Raw genomic sequence first — 18,231 nt, 5'->3', positions numbered from 1 at the left:
AATGTTAGGTGAATGAAAGGGTTATGTATTGTGGCGCTGCTTACGATAGGAAGAGCAGCACCATGATTTGTATCGATATGATACGCAGGAACATGGCGAAGGGGTAAACGGTGGCGTATCCCACGGCAGGCGAGTCGCTGTCGGTAAGCGTGTTCGAGAAAGCCAGGGCCGGCGGGTTGGTGTTGCCACCCGAGAGCACACCCATCAGTGTGTAGTAGTTGAGGTGGAAGAACTTGCGGCCGATGATGCCACCCAAGATGATGGGCACCATGGTGATGATGATGCCATACGCAAACCATGAGAGACCTTGTGTGTTGAACAGGCTGCTGTTAACGCTTTGCCCGGCTCCCAGACCCACGCAAGCCAAGAACATGGTGATGCCGATCTCGCGGAGCATCATGTTGGCAGAGATGGTGTTGTAGGTAACGAGGTGGTAACGCGGGCCGAAGTAGCCCATGAGGATGGCCACGATAAACGGACCGCCGGCCAGTCCGAGTCTGACGGGCTCAGGAATGCCCGGAATGAGCAGGGGAATGTTTGCCACAACACAACCCAGTGCAATGCCCAGGAAGATGGGAATGAGGTTCGGGTGGTTGAGGCGCTTGAGCGAGTTGCCCAGCATCTTGCTCACCTTGCCGATGGCCAGTTCTGAGCCCACCACGGTGAGGCGGTCGCCAAGTTGGAGGATCAGGCTGGGGTGTGCCACGAGGTCCACGCCCGAACGGTTCACGCGCGTCACGGTAGCGTCGAAGTTGTCGCCGAGGTTGAGCTGACTCAGGGTCTTGCCGTTCACCTCGGGCTTGGTGACAAGCACGCGGCGGCTGATGTACTCCTTCTCATACGGCGCCCAGTCAACCTCAACTGGTGTGCCCACGAGCGCTGTGATGGCGTCGATGTCCATAGGTGCTGCCACGATGAGCAGCTTGTCGTGCATGTGGAGTGTTGTGGCGCCGTTGACGAGCTTGTTGTGCTTCTCGTCGCCATCCATGATAATGCGCGACACCACGAAGCGGCGCTCAGCGATGTGGCGCAGCTCCTTCACCGTCTGTCCGTCGATGCGGGGATTTGTCACCTCCAGCGTGATGCTTCTCACGGTGAGCTGCTCCAGCTGTCCGAGTCCGCGCTCAGCCTGTTGCTCCTCGTCGGTAGGCTTAATGCGCAGCAGGTAGCGCAGCAGGATGAAAGCCAGGATGGTGCCAATGACACCCATGGGGTAGGCCACGGCGTAACCCATGGCAATGTCGGGTGCGTCTACGCCGGTCATGCTAAAGTATGTTTGCTGAGCGGCTCCCAGTCCGGGTGTGTTGGTTACGGCACCCGAGAGGATGCCTGCGAGGGCGGTGAAGGGCGTGTTGGTGGTGAAATGAATGGCCACCACGGTCAGCAGGCTCAGGCAGATCGTGATGAGCACGAGTATGTTGAGCGCCAGTCCTCCTTTCTTAAATGATGAGAAGAAACTGGGACCCACCGACAAACCGATGGAATAAACGAAGAGTACGAGGCCGAACTCGCGGAGGAAGTGGAGCAGTTGCTCATTGAGGCTCAGGCTGAAATAGCCGAATACCACACCGATGAGCAGCACCCAAGTGAGCCCGATTGATACGTTGCGCACCTTCAGTTTGCCGAGAGTCAAGCCCAGCGTGATGACAAGTGCCAAGATAAAGATGGAGTGGGAAACTCCGCCGGCCCAGTATTGGTCCGATCCAAAAAATAATTTGTTAAGCAATTCCATGGATGTCGAAAAACTTAATAGATGAATTTTGTGAGTGCAAAGTTACGAAGTTTTTCCGAACCGACCAACGGAAACACCTTTCATTCAGCGAGTAAGTGGTAAAAGGTGGGCCATGGCTCTCGCCGTTTGGGTTGGCGGGGGCCATGGCCGTCAAAATGGATTACAGTTTGATGAAGATGCGCCGCTTCCACAGGGGGTAGCCCATGAGGGTCATGAGGGCCACGAAAGTGAGGCTATAGGCCACGCTGGCCCACGCAGCGCTGGGTATGGCGCTATGCAGCAGGTTGTAGTATGCGTCGCTCACACCGATGGCCGAGAGAACGATGGCCACCATCTCAGATCCCACGTAGAGGAAGAGAGGATTGGTGCCGAAGATGAGGGTCAGTTTGCCCAAGCCTTTCGCCACCATCCACTTGCGTGCCATGGGGTACACGTCGATGAGCGCTATGAGCGCCGCTTGCAGCAGGGCGGCCAGCGCGCAGGTCATGAGAATGTAGGTGGGGCTCCACACTCGCTTGTTGAGGCTGATGAAGCCACACAGCAAGGTGGCCAGCACCAGGAGCAGTCCGCCACCGTCGCCAAACACGCGCAGGGCCACGCGGGCGGGGTCGGGGCGCCGTTTGCCGAAGGCCAGCGATGCCATCAGGAACCCGATGAGCGTGTTGCAGGCCGCGGCCAGCGTTGAACTTAGGCCCTCGGGGTCGACGGGCGACTTGTGGTAGAGGTGGTCGCTGCCGAGAATTGTTTGGTCGAACTGGGCCAAGAAGTTGGTCGACGCGTCGTAGTTGAAGCCGCCATAGGCCAGCAACATGAAGGCGTGGTAGATGATGATGATGGCGATAAGCGCCGACAGGCCGCCCGTCATGGCACGCTTGGTGCCGCTGGCGCGCGCCACTGTGGCGAAGATGAGCACCGCGAAGGAGGTGAAGCCATAGCAGAGGCCGATGCGCTGCATCACACCCATCACGCGCAGGTGGGCCAGGTCGAATGGGTTGCCGGCGCAGAGCATATGGAACCAGTTGAGGCCCAGGCCAATGGCGAAGAGCAGCACGGTGCGCTTCATAATCTTCCTGACGAGAGGCGCCGACCATTCAAACTGATACTTTTTCAGGCTGAGATAAGAGGCTACGCCCATGATGAAGAGGAAGAAGGGAAACACCAAGTCGGCCAGCGTCATGCCGTTCCACTTGGCGTGTTTCAGCATGGGGAAGATGTCGTCGCCCGCTCCGTTGTTCACGAAGATCATCAGCATCACGGTGAGTCCTCTGAGCACGTCGAGGCTCATCAGTCGTTGGTTCTTTCCTGTGGCCGTGGGAGGTGTGGCGTGGGTGGGTTGCGTGTGGGGTGTTGCGTTTGGTTCGTTCATGGGCTTTATCGGTTAAGAAAACTGATTACTTCTTTCGCCACGTCGACCGGTTGGCCTTCGGGCTGGGGCGAGTAGGGGTTGTGCTGCAGGGTCCACGGCTCCTCAATGGCGTACCAATCGATGTGCACGTCCTGCTCCAAGGCCAGGCTGAAGAGCTCATCGGTGGTCATGCCCTTGTATTTGCCCGACCCCAGTTTCTCGATGTCGGGCTTCGACTTGGCCTCCATCTGCTTCGTGAGCTCACGGAAATAGGTGCTCCACCGCAGGTAATAGAAGTCCTTGAGCAGTCCTTGCCATTCCTTGTGGGCATAGTCGCGCAGTCCGCCTTCGTCGGCGCAGGTGCGGTTGCCCCATGTGGTAATCTGTACGCGGGCGTTCCATTCGTATAGGTCTTTCTCCTGGGGCGTGGTGCCGAGGCTGCGGGCCTGTGTGGTCCAGCGTCCCAAGCGAAACTCGCTGCGTGTGCCCAGCAACTTGTCTTGCAACAGCAGCATCTTCAGGAAGCGCTCGCTGTTGGTGGCAAACGCCTTGCGGCGGAACGACTTGTAGCTGGCCATGGTTTGCTCATACTGCACACGGGCCTGGTCGGCCATGGCCTGCCTTACAATGTCGACGAGGTCGTATTCGTAGTTGTTGTTGCCACGATACTTGTCGGCCACACTGGCAAAGAGCGTGGCGGCGCGCAATATGTCGTCGGGGTCGTAATAGTTCGACATCTTCGACCAGCTCGATGCTTGGAAATTGTTGGCCGATGGCCGTCCGCAGAAAATGCTCTCGTGAGGCCCCTGCTGGTTGTTGCCCATAGGACAGTTGTAGATGGTGGCGCCCAGCAGTTGCCAAGCCTCTTGGAGCGTGGGGTCGTTGGTGCCGTAGCGGGCGCGCACGTAGCCCTTGAGCCACTCCTCCTTGCCAAACTTCGTGGGGCGCCAGGGCAGCTCGCTCATCAGTTCGAACATCACAGGGTTGTTTTCTGAGCCTTCCATGGTGAAGCCGATGCCCTTGAGGTGCGCGGCCTTGGGGTTGGTTTGGGTTTGGTAGAAATTGTTGAGCAGTTGGTCCATGCGGCCGTGCAGTCCCACGTTTCCTCCAAAGTTTTCGAGCATGCAGAAGAGCCACTGGTGCTGTCCGTAGCCCTCGTCGTTCTGGAAGATGGATGCGATGCCCCACTTCGGGCGGCACTCGGCGAAGAGGTCGAGGATGAGCAGGTCGCCCTGCGGCAGGTTGTGGATGAGCGCCTTGCGTGGGTTCTCGCTCCATCCCTGTATCACCCATACGGCTTTGGGGTTGACGGCTTTCATCTCGCGCATGATGCTCTTGCCCGATGCGTCGAGGTCCACGCCCTGCGCGTTGCCCCCCTCGTGGAAGGGGTCCATGGAGTAGTAGTTGGCCTTGCCGAAAAGCTTGGTGAGCTCATCGTAGTAGAGCGAGGCTATCTCATGGAATCTGCTGTCGGTGGGTTGCAGGAAGATGGGCCGTGTGTAACCGTTCCATTTTCCACCGTCGGCCACGTTCACGCCCAACTTCTTGTGGGCGTTGCTGGGCAGCATGCCGCTGTAGCCGGGCAGCACAGGCTCCATGCCCCATTCCTTCATGCGCCTGAGTATCTGCTTTTGCAGTTTTTCCTGCTGTGTGTACCATGTGTCGGGCAGTGGGCCGCCCCAACCCTCCAGGTTGTTCATCTCCCACCACGCCAAGAAGGCTGGTCCGGCGATAAACTGGTTCACCTCGTCCTTGGTGTAGCCCAAGCGCAGCAGCAAGTTGCGCCACACACACTCCTCGCCGACCACGGCCAGCGGCAGGTTGACGCCGTGGAGCGCCATCCAGTCGATCTCGGTCTGCCAGCGTGCCCAGTCCCAGAAGGCCATGGAGTAGGAGAAGGTGCAGTAGTTGAAATCGTAGCGCAACTTCAGGTCGGTCTCGCGCCGCTCAGGCTTCTTCGGCAGCGGCAGCGTGGCGGGCAGCGTGGCCTTCATCTGGTTCCACGTCAGTTGCACGCCTGCGTAGTATTTCAGGTACCAGTTGAGTCCTGAGGCTATGTTCACCCAGGTGTTGCCCTTGATGCAAGGCTTTCCGCCCTTGGTGGTTATTTCGAAAAAGTCGCGGTCTTGCTTAACCAGTTCGGTCTTGATCTTCCGCGATGCGCCATGGTCGATGCGTTCCAATAGTCCGTCTACGGGATTGGCCTGTGCTCCCAGGGTCAACAGGCAGAAGAGGGATAAAAGTAGGGCTCTCATAATTTAATAGATAGATGTAGCGATAACAGTTCGTCTGATTGGAAAAGGCTTTCTTGTGGATTGGAGTTCCATCCTTTCCAATATGCAAAGATAATGCAAACGAAGGGTAATGCAAAACAAAAGGGCCAATAGTTTTTGCTTTTGTTATTTCTCTCTTTGTATCGGGGCGGCAAGTGGGTCGCCTTTTTTTGTTTCTTTCCATTGGTGCTTTAGGGTCGCTTGCCCTTGTCCGTCGGATGGTCGATTGCCTGTGCCCGCTTGTTCGATTTTATTGCCATAAAGTTGTGTCAGGATTTTGCGTGAAATAGAGTGCGAAAACGGCGTTTTTGTGGGATGGGCGCGGTGAAAAATAGCCATGCGGTTGCCGTTAGGCATGTATCGAGTTGCGAAAGATGGCTAATGGAGTTGCCTGTAGGCATGTTTCGTGGCTCGAAAGGTAAGCTATCGCATTGCGAAAAGGCATGTATCGCAAGGCGTGAGGTGAAAAATGAAGTGTGAAATGTAGGGCTAAAAACGTAATGTGCTGATTGTTAGGTGTTTGCGTAAAAGTGCTGAGAATTGCGTATTTGCGACAAATCATTGTGTCGTGGAAAACAAATGTGTAGTTTTTAATGTAGTTTGTTGCGATTTTTAGGTTGTTGTGCGGCGGGTGTTCGGGTGTGGGCGATGGCATGAAACGAATGAGGGTGGGGTGGTGAACCGATGGTCGGTCGGAACTGCCGAAAACCAATGAGAACGGGGAAAGCAATGCGAGAAAGTGGGGCGGCAGTGGTTGGCCATTTCGTTCTTGTGTTTGTGGGACCACCGATTTTTTTTTGCGAAGCCTTGGTTTTATATAAAAGAATTGCTAACTTTGCAAGTGAAAGGAAACTAAGGCTCCGTAGCTCAGTTGAATAGAGCATCAGATTCCGGTTCTGAGTGTCGCGGGTTTGAGTCCCGCCGGAGTCACTACAATCAATAACCATAGTACTATGGACATAGCCGAACGCTTTATTAACTACACCAAGTTTGACACACAGTCGGCTGAGGACTCTCAGACCGTACCCAGTACCCCAAAACAGTTGATCTTCGCCCAGTATCTCAAGAAAGAGCTTGAGGACGAGGGGCTCAAGGACGTTGAGATGGACGAGATGGGCTATATCTACGCCACCCTGCCTGGAAACACCGATAAGGACGTGCCCACCATCGGATTCATCGCCCACTACGACACGGCGCTCGACGCCAGTGGCGCCAACATCAAGGCGCGCGTGGTGAGCAACTACGATGGCGGCGACATTGAGCTCTCGCCTGGCATCGTGTCATCGCCCAAGAAATTCCCCGAGCTGCTGGCCCACAAGGGCGAGGACATCATCGTGACCGACGGCACCACGCTGCTCGGCGCCGACGACAAGGCCGGCATCGCCGAGATTGTGCAGGCCATGTGCTACCTGCGCGACCACAACGAGATAAAGCACGGCGACATCCGTGTGGCCTTCAACCCCGATGAGGAGATTGGCATGGGCGCCCACCATTTCGACGTGGAGAAGTTTGGTTGCCAGTGGGCCTACACCATGGATGGTGGCGACATTGGCGACTTGGAGTATGAGAACTTCAACGCTGCGGCAGCCAAGGTGACCATCAAGGGCATCAGCGTACACACGGGCTATGCCAAGGATAAGATGGTGAACGCCTCGCGATTGGCATGCGAGTTTAACGCCTTCATCCCCGACACCGACATCCCTGAGACCACCGAGGGCTATCAGGGCTTCTTCCACCTGATAGGCATCAACAGCCACTGTGAGGAGGCCAAGCTCAGCTATATCATACGCGACCACGACCGCAAGCGCTTTGAGCAGCGCAAGGACTTCCTGGAGAGCATTGCGGAGCAGATGAACAAGAAGTATGGCGAAGGCACTGTGGCCATCGAGATGAAAGACCAGTATTACAACATGAAGGAGAAGATCGATCCCAACATGTATGTCATCGATATCGTGCTCAAAGCCATGCAGGAAAGTGGTGTCACACCGAAGGTGGAGCCCATCCGTGGCGGAACCGACGGCGCGCAGCTCTCCTTCCGCGGCCTGCCTTGCCCCAACATCTTCGCCGGAGGTGTCAATTTCCATGGCCCCTACGAGTTTGTTTCCATCCAGGTGATGGAGAAAGCCGTGAAGGTCATCACTAAGATTTGCGAGATAACTGGTACTTACAACGACTAACGTGTGCTCGTGTTAGCACAATCAGTATGAGATAAGGGGCGCATGTAGATGTGCCCCTTTTTGCTTTTTGGGCGGGGCCGGCGAGCGGCTCAGGCCATCATAACATACAAACACATTCCTTTATGGCAGAACTTCCCAACCTTATTAAAGACCTGGCGCTCATCCTTGTGGTGGCCGGCGTGGTGACCCTTGTGTTCAAACGGCTGAAACAACCTCTCGTGCTGGGCTACATCGTGGCCGGATTCGTGGTGTCGCCACACATGCCTTACACCATGTCGGTGGTCGACAAGGGCGACATACACACATGGGCCGACATAGGCGTGACGTTCCTGCTCTTTGCATTGGGACTCGAATTCTCGGTTAAGAAAATCCTGAAGATGGGCATGGCGCCCGTCATAGCGGCCGTAAGCATCATCTTCTTCATGCTCATGATGGGCATGGGAGTGGCGGGGGCCTTCGGCTGGGACCGCATGGACTGCATCTTCCTGGGCGGTATGGTGGCCATGTCGTCGACAACCATTATCTACAAGGCGTTCGACGACATGGGACTCTTGCAGCAGTCGTTTGCCCGACTGGTGATGAGCGTTCTCATCCTGGAGGACATTCTGGCCATCGTGATGATGGTGATGCTGTCGGCCATTGCCAGTGGCAGCAACCCCGATGGCGGGCAGATGCTTGGGTCGCTGGTGCGCATCGGCTTCTTCCTGGTGTTGTGGTTCGTGGTCGGACTGTATGTGGTGCCCACGTTCCTGAGGGCCACCCGCAAACTCATGACCGACGAGACGCTGGTCATCGTGGCGCTCGGCCTTTGCTGTGCCATGGCGTGGATCTCCACGGCGGTGGGCTTCAGCTCGGCCTTTGGCGCCTTTGTCATGGGTAGCATCTTGGCCGAGACCATTGAGGTGGAGCGTATCGAGGAGGTGGTGGCACCGGTGAAGAACCTCTTCGGAGCCATCTTCTTCGTGTCGGTGGGCATGCTGGTCGACCCCCATGTGCTGGTGGCCTATGCCGCACCCATCGGTGTGCTGGTGGTGACCATTCTCTTGGGGCAGGCGGTGCTTGGCACGTTCAGCTACATGCTCAGTGGCCAACCGCTCCGAACGGCTATGCGCTGCGGCTTCTCCATGGCGCAGGTGGGCGAGTTTGCGTTTATCATCGCTTCGTTGGGACGGTCGCTCCATGTCATCAGCGACTTTCTCTACCCGGTCATTGTGGCGGTGAGCGTCATCACCACGTTTCTCACACCTTATATGATAAGGGCCGCTGAGCCCACCTATTCGTTGTTGGAACACCACTTGCCGCATAGGTGGCGCCGACGCCTTGAGCACATGGGCGTGGCCCACCAGTCGACCAACGCCGAGCAGAGCTTGTGGCGCAGGCTCTTCAAGAAGATGGGGGTCAACACGCTGATCTATACCATCCTGTGTATCGCCGTGACGGCGGTGATGCTTACCTTTGTGCTCCAGTTCATGCGTCACCTGCTGCCCCACTGGTGGGCCAACGGTGTGACGGGAGTGCTGACGGTGCTCTGCCTGTCGCCCTTCATGCGTGCGTTGGTCATGAAAAACAACCATAGCGAGGAGTTTCGCACCCTGTGGACGGAGAGCCGCCTCAATCGCCTGCCGCTCCTCTTCACCATCTTGGTGCGCAGCGCCATAGCCACCGCCATCCTGTTCTACATCTGCAACTATCTGGCTCGCTTTGCCAACGCCATCGTCATCACGCTGGCCGTGGTGGCCATCGTGCTCATGGTGATGTCGAGAAACCTGAAAAGGCAGAGCATCACCATGGAGAGGCGCTTTGTGCAGAACCTCCGCTCGCGCGACATTGCTGAGCAGGTGAGTGGAAAGAGGCGCCCGCTCTTCGAAGGAAAACTGATAGACCGCGATATTCATATTGGGTCGTTCGACATTCCCAAGGACTCGCAGTGGGCCGGACAGACGCTGGCCAACCTGCGCTTTAGTTCGCGCTTTGGCGTGCACGTCAGCAGTGTGCTGCGTGGCCGACAGCGTATCAACATACCCGGTGGCGACGCCATCATCTTCCCTGGCGATAGGTTGCAGGTCATCGGAAACGACGAACAGTTGCAGGCTTTCGGACAGTCGCTCAAGGGGGAGCTGGTGCCTGAGGATCCCCATATCGAGGAGCGCGAGATGAAACTGCAGAAGATGAAGCTTTCGGCCAACTGCCCGTTTATCGGCAAGTCGCTCTCGGAGAGTGGCATAAGAGACGTTTACAACTGTATGTTGGTGGGATTGGAGGATGGCCAGCACGACCTGACGATGATCAATCCCTCGCGACAATTCAAGCAGGGTGACATCATCTGGATAGTGGGGGAGCGCAAATCGATCGCCGATCTGGTGGCGACCAATTAGCTGTTAGGGCCTTACAGCCCCTTAGGATATAAAAACGCAACACCCCGGTGCTAACCATTGTTGGCACCGGGGTGTTGCGTTTAGTCCAAATTGGTTGTTGAAAATGCCTAATAATCTAATCTTTTCGTTCTAATGACCGATTGAGGGCTTAGTACCACTGCACTGCGTTGCTGTAGCCGCTTCGCTTGTCATACTTGAGCGCATCGGTCAGAGTGGCGGCGTTGCAACGGAAGGAGAAGTTGTAGCTGGTGTAGGGAGCGAGCACCACAGAGCAGCTCATGTTGAAGCAGTGGAGGTCGCGCTGCAAGGAAGCGGTGGTCATGCTGATCTCCTTATTCTCGAAATCGTAACCGCTCGAGAAGCTGATGTTCCAGCCGTCGCTGATGCGCACATTGCCGCTGAAGTTCAAGGTCTGCGTGAAACGGTAGGGATAACGCATGGTTTTCTTGTTGAACTTGGCCTCGCGGGTGTCCTCACGCATGGTGACACCATAGCCGATGGTCAGCGACCAAGGCAAGGAGAAGCGCATATAGCCGTCGGCGTCGGTCTCGGCCTTGCCGCCGTTGTTGCCGCCCTTGGCGCCACGCTGGCCTTTCACCATGTCGTCGTCGACGTTGCTCTCAACGTCGGTGTCCATGCCCTCATCATCGTTGTCGTCTTTCTTGTTGTCCTTCTTGTCGTCGCCTCCGCCAAACCACTTCTTCAGTTGCTGAGGGTTGAGCGTGAAGGAGAAGTTTTGCGACATGCCCTGGAAGCGTCCGAAGCGTCCCTTGCCCCACTCGGTGTGGTTGCCAACGTAGGGATGGCCGTTCTCGTCGAGCTCGTAGGCGTAGGTGGCAAACACGGCGTTCATGTTGAAGGTGTAGTTTTTCCACCACTTCAAGCGCAAGCGCATCGACAGGTCGCTCCAACGATGTGTGGCGGCTGCCATGTTGTAAGACATGGAGGCACCCAACTCGTCGATGATGCTAATCTTCTTGAAGCCTGTGGAGTCCTTGTCGGTCTTTATCTTCATCTCCACGTTGTTGCTCACGTCCCAAGAGATGCTTCCCGTGCGACCCTTGCCGGGAACGCCATAGAGGGAGTTGCTATAGGGCGAGTATTCCACCAGCGATACGTTGCCGTTGGCGTCGGTCTTCTGGTAAGTGTCGTAGTAGCCGTAGCGAGCCGAACCGAAGTTGGGAGCGTAGCTGAAGCTCACCTGCGGCGTGAACACGTGGCGAATTTGCCATGGATGCTTCTTGAACAAGCGCGGGCTACCCGTGTACATACCGTAGAGCTTGGTGCTTGCCGAGAGGCTGAGGTTCCAGTTGTAAACGTTATGGAAGCCGTAAGTGGTGTCGGAAACTTCCACTTGGCGCTCCTCGTCCCACGAGCGGGTCACCTTGTTCGAGTACATTCGGTCGGTGAAGTTGAACGAAGGAGTGACGTTGAGGTAATTGAACAACGTGAAGTTGGCGTTCACCGGGATGTTGTGTTGCATGCCATTGCGCCAGTCTTTGATGAGGTTCGAGTGCATCAACTTGTCTTCTTTCGTGCTGATGGAGTTGCTCAGGTGACCCGTGTAGCTCAGCGAGATCTTCTCGTACCAGCGCTCATCGCCCACCATGTGCTTGCGGCGGAAGGGGTAGAAGCGGCTAATGCTGACATTCAGGTCGGGCAATGTCATCGCGATAGATGAGTCGCGCATGTTCTGCGAGAGGTTGGCCGAGCTGCTCAGCGACAGTCCGAGGCTCGAGAACGTGGTGCTCCAGCTGACGGAAGAGGTGCGCGTCGATTGGGTGAGCGATTGCGGATTGTACATGCTGTTCAGGTTGTTGCGCTCATAGCTCGTCGACGCAAAGTTTACGCTGGCCGACAAGGAACTGAACGGGTTGGCCTTGGCGTCTTGGCGATGGCTCCATTGAATCTTGAAGCTCTCTTGCTTTTGGAAGTCGGGCATGCCCTTGTCGCCGGTCTTGGTGTCCTGGTAACTGAAGTAGAACGATCCGCTATACTTGTAGCGTTTGCGGTAGTTGCTGGCGGCGGAGATGCCCCATGAGCCCTTCGTGTAGATCTCGCCCAACAGCTTCAGGTCCCACTTGTCGCTCATGGCAAAGTAGTATCCACCGTCGCGGAGATAGAAACCGCGTGTGTTCTCGTCGCCATACGTAGGCATGATGAAGCCGCTGGAGTAGCTCTTCGTGAAGGGGAAGAAGCCATAGGGAATGGCCAAGGGCAGGGGAACGTCGGCCACAACGAGATAGGCGGGGCCGAAAACCACGTCCTTGCCCGGGCGAACCTTGGCGCGAGAAAGGGCGATGTAGAAGTCGGGATGCTCCGCATCGCACGTTGTGTAGCGTCCGTGAGCCAGGTAAATGTCACCGTTGTCGTTGCGTTTCGACACCTGGCTGGTGAGGAAACCATCCTGCTGCTCAGTGTATGCGTTGCGAACAAGGCCCTTCTTCGTCTTGAAATTGAAGGCCATTGTGTCAGTGTCGTATTTGTCTTGACCCATGGTGAACACGGGCTTGCCCTTCAGACCATCCTCGGCCGTTGAGTCGGGCGAGCCTGTGGCGTGCACCAGGCTGCTGTCGAGGCTCATGTAGATCTTGTCGCTTTGGAGGTTCATGTTCTCGTAGTCGACAGTCGATGAGCCATAAAGGTGTGCGGTGTTGGAAGCGGCATCGTAGACCAGCGAGTCTTGCGCCTCGTAGACCACGGGGGCGTCGATGCCGTTCTTCTTCTGGCGGTTGAGCGAGTCGAGGCGGATGGAGTCGTCGATGGCCTTGTTGTGACGGTAGATGGCCAGTTGAAGAGAGTCCATCTGAGTCGTGTCGGTGGGTGAAAGGATGGAATCGGCCGTGCCTACCGAATCGGCTGCGGCAGGCTTATTGCGTTTCCAAAATTGGGGCACGGAGCTATCGGCCATGGCAAATGCCACGGCGAAAAGCAGAAGTGCTATGAATGATTTCGTCCTCATTAAACTGCGGAATATCCCTTATTGAAATATGAGAAGTGCGTTCCCGTCACCGAAGACGTGTGTCTTCGTTGTCGCCCTCCAGAGTTCTTGTTGCCAAACCTCAGAGTTCTTGTTGCCAAACCTCAGAGTTCTTGTTGTCAAACCTCAGAGTTCTTGTTGTCAAACCTCAGAGTTCTTGTTGTCGAGTTTTTGAGTCCTCGTAGTTGAAACTTTGAGTTCCCGTTACTGAGAGTTTGTGCTCTCGTTGTTGGAGATTTATGTTCCTTTTATTGGAAACGCGTTTCTTGGTTGGATAAGAAGCGCCTTCCTTTGGGAGGATGTGTGCCCTCCTTGTTGGAGAGGGCTTGTCCTCAACGAACTGCAAAATTACGCAATAATAAGGGATTTATGGATGTTTTTCTTATTTTTAACTATCCTTCGAACAGCTTTTCCCATGTCTTGAAGCGTGCCAGGCCCTCTTGTCCGAACTTGGCGAGGCTCTTCTCGGCTTGTTCTTGGGTCTTTACCTTTTGCAGATTCGACTTGCTATAGAACTTGTCGGCATAGCAAATGACCTTCTCCTCAGGCGTTTCGGGCAGGAAATCTTGGTGGGGGAGGGGCAGGTCTTGCGAGGTGATGTCGTGGAGCGACAGTCCGGCGCCTGTGTGGCGCTCGCACACTCGGGCGTGGCGTTCGTAGCCCTCGCTTCTCAAGAGCTCGGCTCCGATGCGGCCGTGGCAGATGTAGGGTTCCGTGCCATGGCAGGCAATGCCTGGCGCATCGCAACGGAAGATGCCGATGTCGTGTAGCATGGCAGCCTCCTCTACAAACTGGCGGTCGAGCCCCATCTCTGGGTGGGCGTTGCAGATGCGCAAGGCACGGTCGGCCACTTGCCGGCTATGCAGAATCAAAATATCCCGAAGCCGATTGGCCTCGGGATAATATTTGTCGATGATTTTCTGATAATCCATCTTCGATAGGGGATTCAAAGCGTATTAGTCGCGCTGGATGTAAGCCAGCACATTGCCCTTCTGGACCTTCGATCCCTGCTTGGCGTTGATCTCTACGAGCTTGCCACCCAGGTCGGCCTTGACCTCGACAAACTCGCCCCAAGGAGCTTGGATCCAGCAGAAGGCGTCGCCCTCTTTGTAAGCCTTGCCGATGTAAGGCTCCACTGCGGGTGCAGCCTCGCCGTCGCCCTGGAACTCCCAGAAGATCTGGCCCTTGACAGGAGCCACGATAGCGTCGGCCTTGGCGTGCTTGAATGCGGCAGCCTCCTCAGGCGAAACGGTTGCGCCAATCTCGGCGTCCTTAGCTTTCTGCATATCGGCCAACATGTTCTTCTTGGCCTGGCCGCTCTTATAGTTGCGATACTGCTCGGGGTGCATGGCCAGCTCGAAGAGCTCCTCGTCGTCCTTGCCATACTCCCAGCCGTTCTCGTCCATCTCCTTCTTGAAGTCGTCGAGGGCGTTGGGGAGCAGCGTGTGGGGATCGGCGTCGGTGAACTGGCGGCCTTGCTTCTTTGCAAGCTCCTTCAATTCTGGTGTGATCTCTCCGGGCACCTTGCCGCTCTTGCCAAGGATCATGCCCCACATGGCGTCGTCCATCATGACGAAACGGCCCTTGCCTTGCTCCATGGTGAGCAGGTTCATCAGGGCGATGTTCTTGGTGTATTGTGAGAACGGGGTTACCAAGGGAGGATAACCCACGCGAGGCCATACGTATGCCACCTCATCGAAGAGCTTGATGAGCAGGTCGTCCATCGACAACTCTTCCTCGCCCTTCTTCTTTCTGAGGTTGTTGATGGTGGTGCGCATGCCACCCAGGTCGGCCATCATAGAGCCCATCATGCCGCCAGGCAGTCCGCAGGTGAGCAGGAGCGACGACATGACCTTGTTGCCGGGGTTGATGAAGTAGCCCAACCACTCGTCGATAAACTCCTGAGTGAGCGCGCGAGCCTTCATGTATGCGCTCATGTTGACCTCGGGAACGTCGAAACCGGCGTGCTTCAACATCGACTGCACAGAGATGATATCTGGGTGAACCTTACCCCATGACAGAGGCTCGATGGCTGTGTCGATGATGTCGGCGCCGTTCTCGCAGACCTCGAGGATAGAGGCCATAGAGAGTCCGGGTCCTGAGTGTCCGTGGTATTCGATGATGATCTCGGGGTGCTTGTCCTTGATCATCTTGGTGAGCTTGCCCAGGAAAGCGGGCTGTCCGATGCCGGCCATGTCCTTCAAGCAGATCTCCTCGGCACCTGCCTCGATCTCCTTGTCGGCCAACTCAGCGTAGTACTCCAAGGTGTGGACGGGCGATGTGGTGATGCAGAGTGTTCCCTGCGGTGTCATGCCAGCCTCCTTGGCCCACTTGATGGACGGAGCTATGTTACGGATGTCGTTCAGACCGTCGAAGATGCGGGGAATGTCAACACCCTGTGCGTGCTTCACGCGGTACATCATGGCGCGAACATCGTCGGGCACGGGGTACATGCGGAGGGCGTTAAGGCCGCGGTCGAGCATGTGTGTTTTGATGCCCACATCGTTGAAAGGCTTACAGAAGGCACGCACGGCGTCGTTGGGGTTCTCGCCGGCGAGGAGCTGCACTTGCTCGAAAGCGCCACCGTTGGTTTCCACACGGGCAAAGCAGCCCATATCGATGATGACGGGAGCGATGCGCTCCAGCTGGTCCTTACGTGGCTGGAACTTGCCTGAGCTCTGCCACATGTCGCGATAGACGAGACTGAACTGAATTTTCTTCTTCATTTATTCTTATCTTGATGATTTCTTATTTTTATAAAGATAGCAGCCAACACCCATTTGCATACCTAATAAATGAGGAGTTGGTACTGGGCTGCAAAATTAGATAAAAAAAATCAAATTACGGACTATCCGATTGTTTTTTTATGTTTTATAACTATCTTTGCATAAGATAGGCTGCACTCGGCCATTTGAAAGCAAGCTTTCATGGCGCTCGTTTGCGCTATCTCCGCACCATAAACAACATTAAGATGAACGTCAAGATTCTGTTTGTTTCCCTGTTGGCCGCCCTTGCTCTGACGGCGTGCCACGAAGAGAAGAAGCCTGTTGAGAAGGTTCAACAGCTTCCCAGTTACGACCAGCCCTTGAAGGGCGATAGCACCATCTACGGACTGGCGTGTGAGGGGTGCTCCGACACGGTGGTGGTGTTGCTGCCCAATGATGGTAGCGACCCCGTGACCTATAACATCCTCAAGGCCAGTAGGCAGCACCGGGTGTTGGGCCGAATAAAGACGGGCGACTGGATTGGTGTGGTGCTGAACAAGACCAATAAGCATGAGGCCGACATTGTGATCGACCTCGACCAGCTCAAGGGCGTTTGGTGCTATATCGTTATGCCGCAGTTGCGCGGCCATGAGACGATGACGAAGCAGGAGCAGGCACAGGCCATGCGGCAGATGTCCGACTCGCTGAAAAACATGTATTTCATTCCCCGCGAGTATGGCTTTTGGCTGAAGCGCCAGTGGGAGGCCACCAGTGTGGGGTATGTGCAGGAGTCGAGCACGCTGGCTGAAGAGAGCCCGGTGGTTTATCCTCCGTTGGGATGGTTCATCGCATGGCACATCTGGAACGGCAAGTTTGTGATGATTAGCGGTAAGCCCAAGTACTCGGGCAAGGACAATACGGTGGTGGGCTACGAGAGCGTTTCGTACGACACGTGCTCCATCGACTATCTCGACGACGACTCGCTGGTGCTTACCGACCGCGAGGCTTCGCGCAGCTATTACCGCAAGAACGACATCAACGACGTGAACCGGCGCGCCAAGGCCATTGCCGCCATGCGCTCGCAGAAGGCGTTGGAACAGACCACCGAGTAGTGGAATGGCGGCCAGCCGCCTTATAGTCAAACGTTTGGCTCAATAGGGACGTTCGGTTGGGAATAAAAACAATCGGTCATTAGACGGAACAAGCATTGTTGTTCATGCGTCTAATGACCGATTTTGTTTTGTGGGCGATTAACCGCGTAGGCCGTGCTGGGCAAAGCGCGTGCGGGCCAACTCCTCGTAGGCTGTGCCCTTGCGACCGTAGTTGGCGTAAGGATAGATGCTGATGCCACCGCGTGGGGTGAACAGTCCGGTTACCTCGATATACTTGGGATCCATCAGTTTGATGAGGTCCTTCATGATGATGTTGACACAATCCTCATGGAAATCGCCGTGGTTGCGGAAGCTAAACAGGTAAAGCTTCAGGCTCTTGCTCTCCACCATTCGCACGTCGGGGATGTAACTGATGCGGATTTCCGCAAAATCGGGCTGCCCGGTGATGGGGCAGAGACTGGTGAACTCGGGACAGTTGAACTGCACCCAATAGTCGTTGTCCTGATGCTTGTTGACGAAGGTCTCCAGCACCTCGGGCGCATAATCCATCCGGTATTCAGTTTTCTTTCCGAGCGACTTCAGTCCCTCTTCTTCTCTTGTTTGCATATTATAAAGCTTTGATTTTCAAAACGTTGTAGCTAATGCCATTGTCGTAAACGTCTTCGCCCTCATGTTGCTTCATGGCCTTCACCACACGGATGGTGACAGGCAGCACTACCACCTCGTAGGCGGTCTTGAGCACCACTTGCCAGAGCATGAGCGCTGGCAATTCTTCGGCCGGCACTACGCCTCCCAAGGCCAGAGGGAAGAAGATGAGGCTGTCGCATGTTTCGCCCGCCACCGTCGACAGGATGGCGCGAGCCGAGAAATGGCGTCCGCCGTCGCGTATCTTCATCTTGCTCATCACGTAGGCGTTCATGAAACTGCCGATGAGGAACGCCACAAACGAGGCGGCCGCAATGCGCGGAGCCAAGCCGAAGATGGCGTGGAATCCCTCGTCGTTGTGCCAATAGGAGGCACCGGGAATGGCGTCGCAGAGGGCACCGAGGGCCACAAAGAGGAAGTTCATGGCGAAGCCCGTCCAGATGAGCAGGCGCGCTTTGCGGAAGCCCCACACCTCACACACACAGTCGTTGATGATGTAGGAAATGGGGAACACGATAAGCCCTCCGGTCAGCGTGATGGGGCCAGCGGCAATTTGTTTGGTCTCGAGCACGTTTGCCGCAATGAGGCAAACGCAGAAGAGTATGCTGAAAAGCATAAACAGCACACTCACGGTTTGGTTCTGTTTTTTCATGTCTTGTTTTGTTAAAGGGGGTTGAGCAAGTACCCCTCGGTAAGTTTGCGGGTGCAAAGTTACGAATAAAACTCCAAAGAATTCCTCTTTCTGGAAGGAAAAGTGAAACGTACGCTTTGTGCTGCGATGATTGGGTTAAAGAGGAAACGGGTTTGCCAATGGGGCTTTAACCCAAATCGATCATTAGATTTTAATTCTTGTTAGCGTTTGTTTCGAGCAGGTTGCGACAGGCGCG

The 18,231-nt window shown here is 55.7% G+C and carries 12 protein-coding genes and 1 tRNA gene; 4 read left to right on the top strand and 9 right to left on the bottom strand.

The window, feature by feature from the left end; translation table 11 throughout:
* Nucleotides 1-40 precede the first annotated feature (40 nt).
* From KM934_RS04340 to KM934_RS04325, 4 genes are all read right to left on the bottom strand, one after another.
* Nucleotides 41-1,732, bottom strand: a complete 1,692-nt coding sequence (locus KM934_RS04340; RefSeq protein WP_215759399.1) for a putative transporter — start codon at nucleotides 1,730-1,732, stop codon at nucleotides 41-43.
* Nucleotides 1,733-1,892: 160 nt separating this feature from the next.
* Nucleotides 1,893-3,098, bottom strand: a complete 1,206-nt coding sequence (locus KM934_RS04335; RefSeq protein ID WP_252344888.1) for an acyltransferase family protein — start codon at nucleotides 3,096-3,098, stop codon at nucleotides 1,893-1,895.
* Nucleotides 3,099-3,103: 5 nt separating this feature from the next.
* Nucleotides 3,104-5,332 carry an alpha-N-acetylglucosaminidase gene (locus KM934_RS04330; protein WP_215759398.1) on the bottom strand — a complete coding sequence of 743 codons (2,229 nt, stop codon included), beginning with the start codon at nucleotides 5,330-5,332 and terminating at the stop codon, nucleotides 3,104-3,106.
* Between the two features lie 144 nt (nucleotides 5,333-5,476).
* Complete coding sequence (locus KM934_RS04325) at nucleotides 5,477-5,707, bottom strand: hypothetical protein (protein WP_215759397.1); 231 nt, start codon at nucleotides 5,705-5,707, stop codon at nucleotides 5,477-5,479.
* Nucleotides 5,708-6,206: 499 nt separating this feature from the next.
* Here KM934_RS04325 and KM934_RS04320 point away from each other — a divergent pair.
* The 3 genes from KM934_RS04320 (at nucleotide 6,207) to KM934_RS04310 (ending at nucleotide 9,902) form a co-directional block, all read left to right on the top strand.
* Nucleotides 6,207-6,280, top strand: a tRNA-Arg gene (locus KM934_RS04320).
* 23 nt (nucleotides 6,281-6,303) lie between these two features.
* On the top strand, nucleotides 6,304-7,527 hold the full coding sequence (gene pepT, locus KM934_RS04315) for a peptidase T (protein WP_215759396.1): 1,224 nt from the start codon (nucleotides 6,304-6,306) through the stop codon (nucleotides 7,525-7,527).
* 122 nt (nucleotides 7,528-7,649) lie between these two features.
* On the top strand, nucleotides 7,650-9,902 hold the full coding sequence (locus KM934_RS04310; protein ID WP_215759395.1) for a cation:proton antiporter: 2,253 nt from the start codon (nucleotides 7,650-7,652) through the stop codon (nucleotides 9,900-9,902).
* Between the two features lie 148 nt (nucleotides 9,903-10,050).
* Here KM934_RS04310 and KM934_RS04305 read toward each other — a convergent pair whose 3' ends face one another.
* From KM934_RS04305 to KM934_RS04295, 3 genes are all read right to left on the bottom strand, one after another.
* On the bottom strand, nucleotides 10,051-12,864 hold the full coding sequence (locus KM934_RS04305) for a putative LPS assembly protein LptD (RefSeq protein ID WP_215759394.1): 2,814 nt from the start codon (nucleotides 12,862-12,864) through the stop codon (nucleotides 10,051-10,053).
* 410 nt (nucleotides 12,865-13,274) lie between these two features.
* Nucleotides 13,275-13,814 (bottom strand): HD domain-containing protein, encoded by a 540-nt coding sequence (locus KM934_RS04300; protein WP_215759393.1) that lies wholly within the window; start codon nucleotides 13,812-13,814, stop codon nucleotides 13,275-13,277.
* A 24-nt stretch (nucleotides 13,815-13,838) separates the two neighbouring features.
* Nucleotides 13,839-15,608: a biotin/lipoyl-binding protein gene (locus KM934_RS04295; protein ID WP_215759392.1), complete on the bottom strand. Its 1,770-nt coding sequence runs from the start codon at nucleotides 15,606-15,608 to the stop codon at nucleotides 13,839-13,841.
* A gap of 245 nt (nucleotides 15,609-15,853) precedes the next feature.
* Between KM934_RS04295 and KM934_RS04290 the strand changes: the two genes are divergently transcribed.
* Nucleotides 15,854-16,699: a hypothetical protein gene (locus KM934_RS04290; protein WP_215759391.1), complete on the top strand. Its 846-nt coding sequence runs from the start codon at nucleotides 15,854-15,856 to the stop codon at nucleotides 16,697-16,699.
* A gap of 138 nt (nucleotides 16,700-16,837) precedes the next feature.
* Here KM934_RS04290 and queF read toward each other — a convergent pair whose 3' ends face one another.
* Together queF and KM934_RS04280 are read right to left on the bottom strand one after the other, a co-directional pair.
* Nucleotides 16,838-17,305, bottom strand: a complete 468-nt coding sequence (gene queF / locus KM934_RS04285) for a preQ(1) synthase (protein ID WP_215759390.1) — start codon at nucleotides 17,303-17,305, stop codon at nucleotides 16,838-16,840.
* 1 nt (nucleotide 17,306) lies between these two features.
* Nucleotides 17,307-17,996: a queuosine precursor transporter gene (locus tag KM934_RS04280; RefSeq protein WP_215759389.1), complete on the bottom strand. Its 690-nt coding sequence runs from the start codon at nucleotides 17,994-17,996 to the stop codon at nucleotides 17,307-17,309.
* Between the last annotated feature and the right edge of the window lie 235 nt (nucleotides 17,997-18,231).

Source organism: Hallella faecis, from assembly GCF_018789675.1.
Classification (GTDB): Bacteria; Bacteroidota; Bacteroidia; order Bacteroidales; family Bacteroidaceae; genus Prevotella; species Prevotella faecis.
This window is presented reverse-complemented; position numbering and strand designations above follow the sequence as displayed.

What these genes read in the sequence shown, in the direction of transcription:
- KM934_RS04340 (WP_215759399.1), bottom strand. Translation starts at nt 1,732, where the DNA reads ATGGAATTGCTTAACAAATTATTTTTTGGATCGGACCAATACTGGGCC.
- KM934_RS04335 (WP_252344888.1), bottom strand. Translation starts at nt 3,098, where the DNA reads ATGAACGAACCAAACGCAACACCCCACACGCAACCCACCCACGCCACA.
- KM934_RS04330 (WP_215759398.1), bottom strand. Translation starts at nt 5,332, where the DNA reads ATGAGAGCCCTACTTTTATCCCTCTTCTGCCTGTTGACCCTGGGAGCA.
- KM934_RS04325 (WP_215759397.1), bottom strand. Translation starts at nt 5,707, where the DNA reads ATGCCTAACGGCAACCGCATGGCTATTTTTCACCGCGCCCATCCCACA.
- pepT (WP_215759396.1), top strand. Translation starts at nt 6,304, where the DNA reads ATGGACATAGCCGAACGCTTTATTAACTACACCAAGTTTGACACACAG.
- KM934_RS04310 (WP_215759395.1), top strand. Translation starts at nt 7,650, where the DNA reads ATGGCAGAACTTCCCAACCTTATTAAAGACCTGGCGCTCATCCTTGTG.
- KM934_RS04305 (WP_215759394.1), bottom strand. Translation starts at nt 12,864, where the DNA reads ATGAGGACGAAATCATTCATAGCACTTCTGCTTTTCGCCGTGGCATTT.
- KM934_RS04300 (WP_215759393.1), bottom strand. Translation starts at nt 13,814, where the DNA reads ATGGATTATCAGAAAATCATCGACAAATATTATCCCGAGGCCAATCGG.
- KM934_RS04295 (WP_215759392.1), bottom strand. Translation starts at nt 15,608, where the DNA reads ATGAAGAAGAAAATTCAGTTCAGTCTCGTCTATCGCGACATGTGGCAG.
- KM934_RS04290 (WP_215759391.1), top strand. Translation starts at nt 15,854, where the DNA reads ATGAACGTCAAGATTCTGTTTGTTTCCCTGTTGGCCGCCCTTGCTCTG.
- queF (WP_215759390.1), bottom strand. Translation starts at nt 17,305, where the DNA reads ATGCAAACAAGAGAAGAAGAGGGACTGAAGTCGCTCGGAAAGAAAACT.
- KM934_RS04280 (WP_215759389.1), bottom strand. Translation starts at nt 17,996, where the DNA reads ATGAAAAAACAGAACCAAACCGTGAGTGTGCTGTTTATGCTTTTCAGC.